Origin of the sequence: Saccharopolyspora sp. NPDC002686, assembly GCF_040295745.1 — a bacterium.
In the GTDB taxonomy this organism is placed as follows: domain Bacteria; phylum Actinomycetota; class Actinomycetes; order Mycobacteriales; family Pseudonocardiaceae; genus Saccharopolyspora; species Saccharopolyspora oryzae.
Genome location: NZ_JBEOVY010000216.1, coordinates 1 through 13,271 on the forward strand (window position 1 = coordinate 1; position 13,271 = coordinate 13,271).

Consider the following 13,271-nt stretch of genomic DNA (forward strand, 5'->3'; position numbering starts at 1 on the left):
ACCACGGTCGTCCGCGCCGCTTGCTTTTCCGGGCTGTCGAGCGCGGTGGTGTGCTGGTGGGTCTGGCCCGTTCGGGACGTGCGCATGGGAAACCTCCTGGAGCATGTGGGATCCGTTCGCCGCGCGGCTGGCCCGGCGGGTGGTGTCGGGGCGTGGAGCCCCGGCCCGGCGAGCTCGGTGGGGCTGTTCCCGGACCGCTGCTGGGCGGTCCGGGCGGCCGTCCGGGTGGGCCCGGGAGCGCGGTCGTCGATCGAGTTGTAGCGGCTTTTTCCCGTTCGCTCAGCCGAATTTCGGGCGATCGAACAAATGTTCACCCAATCTGGCTACGGGCCTTGACGTGGAGCCCTGGCCGGGGTTTACTTGTCTTGTTCGAACTGAGGTTCGAGTTTGGATCAGGCGATGTCGGGGTCGACTGATCCGTTGGAACCGGCGCTGCGTTCGGGTGCAGGCGCAGTGCTGGCTCCACCGCTGTCTTCCCCACAGCGGCTTGGTGGGTGCCCGCGCCGGGGTCGGGCATCCACTCGCACGATGTGGGGAGGCAGCGATGTCCGCGATGGCGTCTTCGACGTCGCCGGGCGCGTCCGCGGTTTACGGGGTGTCCGTGGGTGTGCCGGTGGTCGAAGCGGGTGGTGTTCCTGGTGCGGGCCGGGTGCTGCCCACGCGGACGGAGCTCGCTGCCGTGCTGCCATGGCCAGGTTTGCGCCGTGGCAGCACGGTGGCGGTGCACGGATCTGTTTCCCTCCTCTTCGCGCTGCTCGCCGAAGCGACCGCCAACGGCTCGTGGGCCGCGGTGGTGGGGCTGGCCGGCATCAGCCTGGTCGCTGCGGCTGAAGCCGGTGTGGAGCTCTCCAGGCTCGCGGTGGTTCCGCGGCCGGGCGGCGACCCGGCGGGTGTGGTCGCCGCGCTGCTCGACGGGGTGGACCTGGTCGCTGTCGGTGGTACTCGGCGGATCGCGGATTCGGATGCTCGACGGCTGTCGGCGAGAGCGCGCAACCGCGGTTCGGTGCTGCTGCCGTTCGGCCCGTGGGCGGGTGCCGAGGTGCAGCTGCGTTGTGCTGACGCCAGCTGGCGAGGGCTCGGTCAGGGCCATGGCTACCTGCGGGAACGTGCTGTCACGGTGCACGCGGGCGGACGTGGTGCGGCGTCCCGGCCGCGTTCGAGCCGACTCCTCCTCCCGGCGCGCAGCGGAGCTGTCGGAGTTCCGGCGGACGAGCCAGTGGAGATCACGCGGCCGAGGCTGCGTCCGGTTGTGGGGTGCTCGTGATGCCCCCTCGTCGACTCGTCGTGTGGTGCCCGGACTGGCCGGTGGTCGCCGCCGCCCGCGCGGCCGAACTCGGTTCGTTGGTGCCCACCGCTGTGTTCGCGGCCAACCGGGTGGTGGCCTGCTCCGCGACGGCCCGCGATGGCGGGGTGCGCCGCGGCATGCGCCGCCGCGAGGCGCAGAGCCGTTGCCCGGATCTCGTTGTCTGCGAACACGATCCGGATCGGGATGCGCGGTTGTTCGAGCCGGTCGTGGCCGCGGTCGAGGACATGATGCCGGGGGTGGAGATCGTGCGCCCGGGCTTGGTGGCGGTTCCGGCGCGGGGGCCTGCGCGCTACTTCGGATCAGAGGCGGGCGCTGCTGAGCGGGTGATCGACAAGATCGACGCGCAGGTCGGGGTCGAGTGCCAGGTGGGCATCGCGGACGGGCTGTTCGCGGCGGTCCTGGCCGCTCGGCGCGGCCAGCTGGTCGCGCCCGGGTTGAGCCCGGAGTTCCTCGCACCGCTGGCCGTCGACGAGATCGACCAGCTCGCCGACCGGCTCACCGGCCGGCAGGTCGCGCAGCGGGCGGAGCTGGTGGATCTGCTGCGGCGCTTGGGAATTCGCACGTTGGGCGAGTTCGCCGCGCTGGATCCGTCGGACGTCGCGACGAGGTTCGGCCGGTCCGCGCTGGTGATGCACCGCGCGGCCGGGGGCCGGGAGGAGCGGCCGGTGCTGCGGCGGCAGGTCCCGCCGGACCTGGTGGTGTCCGAGGAGCTCGATCCGCCGGTGGACCGGGTGGACCGGGCGGCTTTCGCGGCCAAGGTGCTGGCGGACCGGCTGCACGCCAGGCTCGGCGATCTCGGTCTGGCGTGCACGCGGCTGGGGATTTCGGCGCGGACCGAGCACGGCGAGGAGCTGGAGCGGGTGTGGCGGTGCGCGGAGCCGTTGACCCCGGCGGCCACCGCGGATCGGGTGCGCTGGCAGCTCGACGGTTGGCTGAACGGCCGCAGCGGGTCGCAGCGCCCGACGGCCGGGGTGAGCGTGCTGAGCCTCCGGCCGGAGGAAGTCGTCGGAGCGGGTGGGTTGCAGCTCGACCTGCTCAGCGCCGCGACCGGCGAGGCGGATGCCCGCGCCGGCCGCGCGTTCGCCCGGGTGCAGGGCATGCTCGGACCGGAGGCGGTGCTGACCGGCGTGCTCGACGGCGGTCGTGATCTGCGCGATCAGGTGCGGTTCGTGCCGTGGGGCGACGAGCGCCGCCCCGCGTTGGCACCGGACCACCCGTGGCCGGGGCGGATCCCGTCCCCGTCGCCCTCGGTGGTGCCGGATTCGCCTTGGCCCGCAGTCGTTCTCGACGTCGAGGGGCGGCCGGTGGAGGTCACCGACCGGGATCGGTTGACGGCGGCGCCGAGCCGCGTCGAGGTGGCGGGTGGCCGGTCCCGCGCGGTGTCCGGCTGGGCCGGGCCGTGGCCGGTGACCGAGCGCTGGTGGGCGGAGCTGCTGGCCGACGGTGCCGGGCAGACGGCCCCGGCGACGCAGGTGCCGCCGCGGTCGCTGGTGCGGGTCCAGGTGGTGCTCGAAGCCGACTCCGGCACGGCTGAGCCGGGAGCGCCGGGCGCTGAGCTCGAGGCGGGTGAGGTGGCCCTGCTGCTGGTGCACGAGCAGGGCCGTTGGTGGGTTCAGGGCGCCTATCGATAGCGGCGAACACTCGTTCGAGTGGTTGGTCGGTATTTCGGTGGCATCGCCGAATCGAACAGGAGTTCACTGGTTGTCATGAGTTGGTTCAACCCGCCCCAGACCTGGTCGGAACTGGAGACCGCGCTTTCCGGCCGGCCCTCTTCCGCCGATGGGCGGGGTCCGCGCGACGAGCGGAACCCCGGCGACGGGAACGACAGCCCGGCGTGGACCCGGCGGCGTGCCGAGTACCGGGCCGACGTCGTTCCCGCGGTGCCGTCGGTCCCGTACGCGGAGCTGCACGCGCATTCCAACTTCAGCTTCCTGGACGGGGCGAGCCATCCGGAGGAGCTGGTGGCGGAAGCGGCGCGGCTGGGGTTGGAGGCGATCGCGCTCACCGATCACGACGGGCTGTACGGGGTGGTGCGCTTCGCCGAGGCCGCCGCCGAGCACGGGGTGCGCACGGTGTTCGGCGCGGAGCTGAGCCTCGGGCTCTCCGGGGCCCAGAACGGGATGGCCGATCCGGAGGGGCGGCACTTGCTGGTGCTGGCCCGGGATCTGGACGGTTACGCGAGCTTGTGCCGGGCGATCAGCACGGCGCAGCTGGCCGGTGAGGAGAAGGGGCGTCCGGTCTACGAGCTGGAGAAGCTCGCCGGCGCGGCCGAAGGGCATTGGCAGGTGCTCACCGGCTGCCGGAAGGGAGCGGTGCCGGCCGCGCTCGCGGCGGGCGGGTTCGACGCGGCTGCGGCGGAACTGGACCGGCTGGTCGCGCTGTTCGGCCGGGACCACGTGGCGGTGGAGCTGACCGACCACGGACTTCCCGCCGATTCCGAGCGCAACGATGCGCTGGCCGAGCTCGCCGACCGCGCCGGTGTGTCCACAGTGGCCAGCGCCGGTGCGCACCTGGCCCGGCCGGATCGGGCCGCGCTGGCCGGTGTGGTCGCTGCGATCCGGGCTCGTCGCAGCCTGGACGAGATGGACGGCTGGCTGCCCGCTTGGGCGGGCAACTACCTGCGTTCCGGGGCCGAGATGGCCGAGATGTTCGCGCGGTACCCGGGGGCCGTGCAGCGAGCTGCCGAGCTCGGCAAGGAGTGCGCCTTCGACCTGCGCTTGGTGGCTCCGCAGCTGCCGCCGTTCAGCGTGCCCGACGGGCGCTCCGAGGCGAGTTGGCTGCGCGAGCAGACCTACCGGGGCGCGCTGCAGCGGTACGGCCTGCCGCAGCAGAACCCCGCTGCGTACCGGCAGATCGAGCACGAGCTGGCGGTGATCGAGGAGCTGGACTTCCCCGGTTACTTCCTGATCGTGCACGACATCGTGGAGTTCTGCCGCAGCCGGGGAATCCTGTGCCAGGGCAGGGGATCGGCGGCGAACTCGGCGGTGTGCTTCGCGCTGCGGATCACCAACGCGGACCCGGTGCGCTACCAGCTGCTCTTCGAGCGGTTCCTGGCGCCGGAGCGGGACGGGCCGCCGGACATCGACCTGGACATCGAGTCGGACCGCCGCGAAGAGGTGATCCAGTACGTCTACCGCAAGTACGGCCGGATGCACGCCGCCCAGGTGGCGAACGTGATCAGCTACCGGCCGCGGTCCGCGGTGCGCGACGTCGCCCGCGCGCTCGGCTATTCGCCCGGACAGCAGGACGCCTGGAGCAAGGAGATCGAGCACTGGGGTCCGTTGCCGGAGGATTCCGAGATCCCGGCACCGGTGCGGGGGCTGGCCGGTGAGCTGATGGGGTTCCCCCGGCACCTGGGCATCCACTCCGGCGGGATGGTGATCTGCCACCAGCCGGTCGGCGAGGTCTGCCCGGTGGAGTGGGCGCGGATGCCCGGCCGCACGGTCCTGCAGTGGGACAAGGACGACTGCGCGGAGGTCGGTCTGGTCAAGTTCGACCTGCTGGGGCTGGGCATGCTCTCGGCGCTGCGCTACGCCACCGAGATGGTCCGCGAGCACCATGGTCGCGAGGTCGATCTCGGCGAGCTGGACCTGGCCGACGACGCGGTCTACGAGATGCTGCGCCGAGCGGACGCGGTCGGGGTGTTCCAGGTGGAGAGCCGGGCCCAGCTGGCCACGCTGCCGAGGTTGAAGCCGCGGAAGTTCTACGACCTGGTGGTCGAGGTGGCGTTGATCCGACCGGGGCCGATCCAGGGCGGTTCGGTGCACCCCTACATCCGGCGCCGCAACGGCGAGGAGGAGTGGGACTTCGAGCACCAGCTGATGAAAGGCGCGCTGGCGAAGACCTACGGGGTTCCGCTGTTCCAGGAGCAGCTGATGCAACTGGCGGTGGACGTCGCGGGGTTCTCCCCGGCGGAGGCCGACCAGCTGCGCCGGGCGATGGGGGCCAAGCGGTCCGAAGAGCGGATGGCCCGGCTCAAGGGGCGGCTGTTCGAGGGGATGGCGGCCAACGGCATCTCCGGTGAACTGGCCGAGCAGATCTACCGGCGGATGCTGGCCTTCTCCAACTACGGCTTCCCGGAGAGCCACGCGTTGAGCTTCGCGCTGCTGGTGTTCGCCAGCGCGTGGTTCAAGCACTACTACCCGGCGGCCTTCTGCGCGGCGCTGCTCAAGGCGCAACCGATGGGCTTCTACTCGCCGCAGTCGCTGGTCGCGGACGCCCGGCGGCACGGTGTGCGGGTGCGCGGCCCGGACGTCAACGCAAGCCGGGTGGAGGCCGATCTGGAACCCGATGCCGCCAGCGAGGGGCGGCAGGCGGTGCGGCTCGGGCTGGCTTCGGTGCGCGGAATCGGTGACGGCGCCGAGAAGTTGGTCGCCGAACGTGCGGAGCGTGGTCCGTACACCGGCATGGCCGATGTGGCTCGACGCGTGGGGTTGACCGCAGCGCAGATGGAGGCGCTGGCGACGGCCGGCGCGTTCGGCTGCTTCGGGCTGTCCCGGCGCGAGGCGCTGTGGAACGCCGCTGCCGCAGCTGGGGACCGACCGGACCGGTTGCCAGGAACCACGGCTTCTTCTGCTGCTCCGGCGCTACCGGGCATGGACGGCGTCGACGTGGCTGCGGCGGACGTCTGGGCCACCGGGGTTTCCCCGGACAGCTTCCCGCTGCAGTTCGTCCGCGCCAGGTTGGACTCGATGGGCGCGCTTCCGGCCGACCGTCTGTCCGAAGTGGAGCACGGGACCAGGGTGCTGGTCGGTGGTGCGGTGACGCACCGGCAGCGACCAGCCACCGCGGGCGGGATCACGTTCCTGAACCTGGAGGACGAGACGGGCATGGTCAACGTCGTGTGCTCGCCGGGTTTGTGGGCGCGGTACCGCAAAGTCGGGCGCTCCAGCGCGGCATTGCTGGTGCGCGGAATCGTCGAGAGGGCGGAGGGGGTGATCAATCTCAGAGCTGACCGGCTGCAGAAGTTGGAGGTCCGCATCCCCTCGACCTCGCGCGACTTCCACTAGCGGCCAACACAACTCGGCGTCGACCGGCCCGACCGGCAGCGGACGAAACACCACTCCCTCCCAGGGTGTTGCCTCCGGCCAGTGCGCGGGCGATCGAACGACGCCGGGGTCCGGGCGCGGCGAACCCACCGTCGCCGCGTCCGGACCCACCGGAGTTCAGGTGCGCCCACCCGGGTCCGGGGGGATCGCCTTGGTGAATCGAGTGGCCAGTTTGTGCAGGTGTTCAGCGAGTTCTGGAGGTGATTCGACTTCGAAGTCGACATCGAGCATGCCCACCACGAGCGCGACGAGGTCGTAAGAGTCCGAGGCGAGCTCCAGTCGGCACGTGCTTTCGTCCACCGGGGTCACGATGCCGTCGATTCGGCTGCTGATGTCCGCTGCGGGCGCGTGCACGAGCAGCTGCGAGCGCAGCGGCCACATCTCGAACCCCATGGTTCTGCGCAGGTATGCCGCGACATCACCGTCCGGTGGTTCGCGGTGCGCGAAGCGCGGTCCGTTGGGGGTGCGCAGGGTCATCCGGTCGCCCCGGAAGGTGCGCCAGGCGGCTCGTTCGACGTCCCAGCCGACCAGGTACCACTTCCGGCCCCAGCAGACGAGGCGGTGCGGTTCGACGTTGCGCCGGGACGCGGTGGCGTTGTGGTCGAGGTAGTCGAACCGCAGCGTTTCAGCAGCACGGACGGCGGCCGAAACCGCGGTGAGCACCGCAGCCTGAACTCCCGGCTCGTTGCCGGGGGAGACGGTCACGACTGCGTTCTTCAGCGTGGTGACCCGGTGCCGCAGCCTGGACGGCAGGACCTGTTCGAGCTTGGCCAGGGCCCGCAGCGAGGCTTCTTCGGCCCCGGTGACGTGACCGGCTGCTGCCGTGTGCAGACCGACCGTGACAGCGACCGCTTCGTCGTCGTCGAGCAGGAGCGGCGGCAGCGCCGCGCCGGAACCGAGCCGGTACCCGCCGTTAGGGCCGATCGTGGTGTGCACCGGGTAGCCCAGGTCGCGCAGGCGATCGACATCTCGCCGCACGGTCCGGGTGGTGACCTCGAGGCGTTCGGCGAGCTCCGTGCCGGACCAGTCGCGGCCCATCTGCAGCAACGACAGCAGCCGGAGCAGACGAGCGGGTGTTGCCAGCATCCGCCCACCCTGCCAGAGGAGCAGGACCGAAACTGTCCTACTCCAACGCAATCCTGTCCGCATGAACGCACCAGAGCCGTTTCGGATCGATGTCGCGCAGGAAGCCCTGGACGATCTGCAGGAGCGGCTGGCCCGCACCCGCTGGCCGGGGGAACTCCCCGGAGTCGGCTGGTCGTACGGCGTGCACCAGGACTACCTGGCCGATCTGGTCGAGCACTGGCGCACGGGCTACGACTGGCGTCGGCACGAGGCTCGCCTCAACTCGTTCCCGCAGTTCACGACGGTCATCGACGATCAGCGGGTGCACTTCCTGCACGTCCGTTCCCCGGAGTCGGACGCGACACCGCTGATCATCACGCACGGCTGGCCGAGCACGGTCTACGACTTCGTCGACGTCATCGGGCCGCTGACCGACCCGCGTGCGCACGGTGGGGATCCGGCGGACGCCTTCCACGTGGTCGCGCCTTCGTTGCCGGGGTTCGCCTTCTCCGGGCCGACCACGCGGACGGGGTGGGGAGTGAATCGGATCGCGTGTGCCTGGGCCGAGCTGATGCGGCGTCTCGGGTACGAGCGCTACGGGGCGCAGGGCGGCGATTTCGGCAGCATCGTGTCGCCGGAGCTCGGCCGGATCGCACCGGAGAACGTTCTCGGCGTGCACGTGAACGCGCTCGTGGACGCCTCGGTGGCAAGCGGTCCCAGCGATTTGGCGAGGTTGTCGGAGGAGGAGCGTGCGCAGGCCGAGCGGAACCAGGCGCTCTGGTACGGGCATTCCGGCTATGCGGTGCAGATGTCCACCCGTCCGCAGACGTTGGCTTACGCGCTCAACGATTCTCCGGCCGGTCAGCTGGCGTGGAACCTGGAGTGGTTCGTCGACTGGGATCCCGCGCGCACCGAGCAGACCCCGATCGACCGGGATGCGATCCTGACCAACGTCACGATCTTCTGGTTGACCGGAACGGCCGGTTCGGCGGCGCGGCTCTACCTGGAGTCCGCAGACGGGTGGGGCCGGCGTCCCGAGCGCACCACGGTCCCGACCGGCGTGGCGAACTTCGCCGGTGACGGGGCGCTTCGAGGTTTGGCGGAGCTCTCCCACAAGATCACCCGCTGGACGAGCTTTCCCGCGGGCGGGCACTTCGCCTCGCTGCAAGCCCCGGATCTGCTGGTGGACGACATCCGGGCGTTCTTCGGAACCTTGCGCTAGCGGAGAACCAGGCGTTGAACGGAAATCTCGTTCAGCCGTGCCGATTTCGACCGATCACTTCGGGACGCCGAGCGCGGCACAGGCTTCCGGATCGGCGACGCCGGTCGACTCGGTGGCGGCGATGATGTCGTCCAGCGCGTCGCGCGCGGCCAGCAGGTCGGCCACCGCTGCGTCGAGCCGTTCGCGCTCCCGGTTCAGGTCCGGCAGCATGCCGGAACAGGCCGGGGCCAGAGAACTTCCGTCATCGGCCATGCACGGCAGCAGCTCGGCGATGGTGGCGGTGCCGAGCCCTGCTGCGAGCAGCATTCGGATGCCCCGCACCGTGGCGACGTCCGCTTCCGAGTACTCGCGGTACCCGCTCGGCAGCCGCGAGGGCGCGAGCAGTCCCTGCTCTTCGTAGTAGCGAAGAAGGCGTTGGCTGACCCCGGTCAGCCGGGAGAACTCCCCCATGCGCACGTGATGACCGCCACTCCGGGTTGACTCTCACATCGATGTGACACCGGAGCCTAGCCCGCATGACGAATCAGCGAGGAGCAGTTCCGCACAACGCACCGGTCACTGTCGTCGGACTCGGCCCGATGGGCCTCGCGCTCGCCGAAGCACTCCTGGATCGCGGCCACCCGACAACGGTCTGGAACCGCACTCCGGCGAAGGCGGACGGCGTCGTCACCAAGGGAGCCCATCGCGTGGAGAGCGTCGCGGAGGCGGTGTCGGCGAGTCCCGTCGTGATCATCTGTCTCAAGGACTACGAGACCATGTACGGAGTTCTCGGCTCCGCCGCGGATGTCCTGCCTGGGCGGGTCCTGGTCAACCTGAACTCCGGAACGCCGAGCGAGGCCATCACAGCAGCCGGCTGGGCCGCCAAGAACGGTGTGGCGTACCTCGACGGCGCGATCATGGTGCCGCCGCCGCTCGTCGGGCACCCCGATTCCGCCTTCCTGTACAGCGGTTCGGAGGAAGTCTTCAGCGAACACCGGGAAACGCTGGCGAGCATGGGGGCACCGCGTTTCCTCGGCGCAGACCCGGGCCTGGCGGTGCTGCACAACACGGCCCTGCTCGGCATGATGTACGCGACCATGAACGGCTTCATGCACGCCGCCGCCCTGGTGGGCTCGGCGAACGTCCCGGCGGTCGAGTTCGCCGACCTCGCCATCAACTGGTTCATGCCGACCGTGGTGGACTCGACTCTCCTCGCGCAGGCAGCCGATCTGGACGCGGCCCGCTACCCGGGTGATCTCGGCACCATGCAGATGAACTTGAACGCGCTCGAACACATCGTGCGGACCTGCGTGGAGCAGGGCGTGCACGCTGATCAGGCGCGGCACCTGGCGTCTATCGCCGAGCAGGCGATCGACGCGGGCCACCGGGACGAGAACTACCTGGCGGTGTTCGAGGTCTTCAAGAAGGCGTCGTGAGTCAGGCGATGCCGCAGCGGCGGATCGCCAGCAGGGCGTAGGCGCGGGTGGCCTGCTCCAGCTCCTCGATCGCGACGTGCTCGTCGTGGGCGTGGGCGTAGCGGATGTCGCCGGGGCCGTACTGGAGCGTCGGGATTCCGGCGCCCGAGTAGAGCCGCAGGTCCGTGCCGTACGGCGCACCCAGTGCCGTCGGGCGGGGAGCTCCGGCCGCGGCTGCCGCGTCCTGGGTCTGGCCGAGCAGTTCGTGGCCCTCGGGCAGCCGTCCGCTGGCGAAGATCCCGCCGGGCCAGCTGACCTGGACCGGGTGCTCGGCCAGCCAGGGATCGGCGGCGCAGGCCCGTGCGATGGCGTCGGTGAACTCGGCCTTCGCGGACTCGACCGACTCGCCGATCCGGACGCCGTAGCGGCCTTCGGCGATCGCCAGGTCCGGCACCGTGCTGGCCCAGTCGCCGACCCGCGCCACGCCGACGGACAGCGGGTACGGCACTTCCAGGTGGGCGACCAGCGGGTCGGGGTCCGCGTTGCGGCGGGCTTCCAGCTCGCGCAGCGCCGGCAGCAGGTCGGCGAGCTTGTCCAGCGCGTTCACGCCCCGGTAGCGGGTGGAACCGTGCGTGCTCTGACCAGCGATCTCGAGGCGGAACGTGAGGGACCCGCCGTTGGCCGCCACGATCGTGCCCGAGCTCGGCTCGGCCAGCACGCACGCCGCTCCGCGATGCCCGCGCCGCAGCGTGGCGAACGCGCCGAGCCCGCCGTCCTCCTCGCCGACGACGGTGTGCACCGCCACGGGGCGGGCGAGTTCGATCCCGGCCGTGCGCAGGGCCTGGAGCGCGCCGAAGATCGCGGCCAGCCCGCCCTTCATGTCGCAGGTGCCCCGGCCGGCGGCGATGCCGTCGTGGACGCGCAGCGCGTACGGGTCGCGGTCGGGCCAGCGGTCGAGGTCGCCGGGCGGTACGACGTCGGTGTGCCCGCAGAAGATCAGCGCGGGCTCCGGGCCATCACCGCGCACACCGACGCAGCCGTAGGCGACGTCGCGCTCGGCTTCCTGTCCGGGGAAGCCGTCCTGCTCGGCGAGCTCGCGGACGTCGATGCGCCAGTGGTCCACCTGGTGCCCGAGCGCGCCCAGCCGGTCGGCGCACCACTGCTGGGCGTCGTGCTCGCCGCTGGTGCCGCCCACGCTGGGGATGGCGACGAGTTCGCGCAGGTCGTTCAGGACACCGTCGAGGTCCACCGCGTCGAGCGCGCGACGTTCGAGGTCGGAGGGGGTGTGAGCGCTTTCCACGTTTCGAGTGTGTCGCATGCGTCGAACGTCCCGGGCCGCGCCCACTACCATCTCCGCGTGGCCGAAGGCGACAGCGACAACACCGAGCGGGAATTCGAGATCGGCAAGGACGGTCTGGGCGGCATCGTCGTGGGCATGGACGGCAGCCCGGCGAGCTTCCACGCCGCGGCCTGGGCCGCCGGCCTGGCGCGGCGCGAGCGCGCCCGCCTGGTCCTGGTCTACGTCGAGGCGGTGGGCGGCGTCGCCTACTGGTCGCCGATGGGCGTCGCGGTCGCCAGCGAGGCGGCCGAGAGCCTGGTGGAGGAGTTGAAGAAGGAGGTCGTGTCGCACCTGAAGTGGGTGGACATCGACTGGGACTTCGTGCACCACCGCGGCGACCCGGCGGTGGGCCTGGAGCAGGTCGCCGAGCAGTACCGGGCGGACCTGATCGTGGTGGGCCGCTCCCGGCGCCGCGGCGGCCTGCTGGGCACGGTGCCCGCGACGCTGGTGGTCGAGGCGGTCCGCCCCGTGGTCGTGGTGCCCTGACCCTCATCGGGTGATCGCGGCCGGAGCGGGAAGCGGCCCTGTCGGGCGGGCGTGGCAGGCTGGGCCGATGACTGAAGTGGTGGGTGAGGACTTCCAGGACGCGGTGCTGACGGACCAGGAGTGGGAGGGGCGCTCCTTCGAGGGCTGCGACTTCAGCGACGCCGACCTGACCGGTCTGAGCACCCGGAACTGCGTGTTCACCGACTGCGTCTTCACCGGTACGGACCTCAACGGCTCGCGCCACTTCGCCACCGCGTTCCGCTCCTGCAAGTTCGAGCGCACCGTGTTCGGCAAGTCCACTTTGGACGGATGCAGCCTGCTGGGGTCGAGCTTCGTGGACTGCCGGCTGCGCGCGTGGCAGCTGCGCGAGACGGACCTGACGCTGGTCGGCATGGGCCGGGCCGACCTGCGAGGTCTGGACCTGCGCGGAATCCGCTTCCGCGAAGCCAACTTGGTCGAGTGCGACCTGCGCCGCTGCGACCTCCGCGAAGCCGACTTCACCGGTGCTCGCCTCCTCGGCGCCCGCCTGGCCGAGTCGGACCTCCGCGAAGCCCGCATCGACGCGGACGCCCTGGTCCAGGCGAACCTCAAGGGAGCCCGCGTCGACACCATGCTCGCCATCGCCTTCGCCGCGGCCCATGGCCTCCGCATCGACTGAGAACGGGCCGTTTCCGCTGATCAGCGCGCCGGAAAACCGCTTCAGCTGGAGGCGGACCCGTGGTTGCATGGTGGAATGGTCTCCGCCGATCGATTGCTCGCGTTCGTCGCGATGTCGTTGCTGCTGATAGTGATCCCCGGTCCGAGCGTGCTGTTCGTCGTCGGACGGGCCCTGGCCCAGGGCCGCCGCGCCGCGCTCACCACGGTCGTGGGCAACACGCTCGGGTGCTACGTGCTCGTCATCGCCGTGGCGTTCGGGATCGGGGCGGTCGTGGAGCGTTCGGCCTTGGTGTTCACGGTCCTCAAGCTGGTGGGCGCCGCGTACCTGGTGTACCTGGGCATCAAGGCGATCCGGCAGCGCAAGGCGTTGCAGGCTGCGTTCACCGGAGGTGGGCCTGAGCGCGGTGGCCTGCGCACGTTGTGGGAGGGCTTCGCGGTCGGCGTGGCCAACCCCAAGACGATGGTGTTCTTCGCCGCCGTGCTGCCCCAGTTCGTGGACCGCGATCAGGGCCACGTCGCGGTGCAGATGCTGCTGCTCGGCCTGATCTTCAACGCCCTCGCGCTGTTCTGCGACACGGTGTGGGGGATCGCCGCCGCCACCGCGCGGAACTGGTTCGCCAGCTCGCCGCGGCGGCTCGCCACGGTCGGCGGCGTCGGCGGACTCGCGATGATCGGGCTCGGAGTCTCCATCGCGGCGACGGGCCGCAAGGATTAGAAGTGCGCAGGAGCACGAGCCCCCCGGGCTCGTGCTCCT

12 protein-coding genes are annotated in these 13,271 nt (G+C 71.0%); 9 read left to right on the top strand and 3 right to left on the bottom strand.

Features of this window, described 5'->3' with window-relative positions:
- The 4 genes from ABTZ89_RS25170 to ABTZ89_RS25185 form a co-directional block, all read left to right on the top strand.
- Positions 1-261 (top strand): hypothetical protein (locus ABTZ89_RS25170; protein WP_351048910.1); only part of this gene is annotated, 261 nt, incomplete at its 5' end.
- 283 nt (positions 262-544) lie between these two features.
- Positions 545-1,264, top strand: a complete 720-nt coding sequence (gene imuA' / locus ABTZ89_RS25175; protein WP_270948479.1) for a DnaE2-dependent mutagenesis accessory factor ImuA' — start codon at positions 545-547, stop codon at positions 1,262-1,264.
- Complete coding sequence (locus ABTZ89_RS25180; protein WP_351048913.1) at positions 1,264-2,937, top strand: DNA polymerase Y family protein; 1,674 nt, start codon at positions 1,264-1,266, stop codon at positions 2,935-2,937. Before imuA' ends, ABTZ89_RS25180 begins: the two co-directional genes overlap by 1 nt.
- Before the next feature lie 75 nt (positions 2,938-3,012).
- Positions 3,013-6,315, top strand: a complete 3,303-nt coding sequence (locus tag ABTZ89_RS25185; RefSeq protein WP_351048916.1) for an error-prone DNA polymerase — start codon at positions 3,013-3,015, stop codon at positions 6,313-6,315.
- Positions 6,316-6,471: 156 nt separating this feature from the next.
- Here ABTZ89_RS25185 and ABTZ89_RS25190 read toward each other — a convergent pair whose 3' ends face one another.
- Complete coding sequence (locus tag ABTZ89_RS25190; RefSeq protein ID WP_351048919.1) at positions 6,472-7,440, bottom strand: helix-turn-helix transcriptional regulator; 969 nt, start codon at positions 7,438-7,440, stop codon at positions 6,472-6,474.
- Positions 7,441-7,501: 61 nt separating this feature from the next.
- On the opposite strand from ABTZ89_RS25190, the gene ABTZ89_RS25195 reads away from it, so the two are divergent.
- Positions 7,502-8,641, top strand: a complete 1,140-nt coding sequence (locus ABTZ89_RS25195) for an epoxide hydrolase family protein (protein WP_351048922.1) — start codon at positions 7,502-7,504, stop codon at positions 8,639-8,641.
- 54 nt (positions 8,642-8,695) lie between these two features.
- Here the strand turns inward: ABTZ89_RS25195 and ABTZ89_RS25200 are convergent, their stop codons facing one another.
- The gene (locus ABTZ89_RS25200; protein WP_333777483.1) at positions 8,696-9,091 is read right to left on the bottom strand and encodes a MerR family transcriptional regulator; all 396 of its coding nucleotides are present in this window, start codon (positions 9,089-9,091) and stop codon (positions 8,696-8,698) included.
- Between the two features lie 65 nt (positions 9,092-9,156).
- Between ABTZ89_RS25200 and ABTZ89_RS25205 the strand changes: the two genes are divergently transcribed.
- Positions 9,157-10,056, top strand: a complete 900-nt coding sequence (locus ABTZ89_RS25205; protein ID WP_351048925.1) for an NAD(P)-dependent oxidoreductase — start codon at positions 9,157-9,159, stop codon at positions 10,054-10,056.
- Position 10,057: 1 nt separating this feature from the next.
- Here the strand turns inward: ABTZ89_RS25205 and ABTZ89_RS25210 are convergent, their stop codons facing one another.
- Positions 10,058-11,335 carry an ArgE/DapE family deacylase gene (locus ABTZ89_RS25210; protein ID WP_351048928.1) on the bottom strand — a complete coding sequence of 426 codons (1,278 nt, stop codon included), beginning with the start codon at positions 11,333-11,335 and terminating at the stop codon, positions 10,058-10,060.
- Positions 11,336-11,392: 57 nt separating this feature from the next.
- Here ABTZ89_RS25210 and ABTZ89_RS25215 point away from each other — a divergent pair, with 57 nt between their 5' ends.
- From ABTZ89_RS25215 to ABTZ89_RS25225, 3 genes are all read left to right on the top strand, one after another.
- Positions 11,393-11,860 carry a universal stress protein gene (locus ABTZ89_RS25215; protein WP_270948471.1) on the top strand — a complete coding sequence of 156 codons (468 nt, stop codon included), beginning with the start codon at positions 11,393-11,395 and terminating at the stop codon, positions 11,858-11,860.
- A 67-nt stretch (positions 11,861-11,927) separates the two neighbouring features.
- A complete protein-coding gene (locus ABTZ89_RS25220; protein WP_351048931.1) occupies positions 11,928-12,518 on the top strand; it encodes a pentapeptide repeat-containing protein in 591 nt (196 codons plus the stop codon).
- 75 nt (positions 12,519-12,593) lie between these two features.
- A complete protein-coding gene (locus ABTZ89_RS25225; protein WP_270948469.1) occupies positions 12,594-13,232 on the top strand; it encodes a LysE family translocator in 639 nt (212 codons plus the stop codon).
- Positions 13,233-13,271 lie beyond the last annotated feature (39 nt).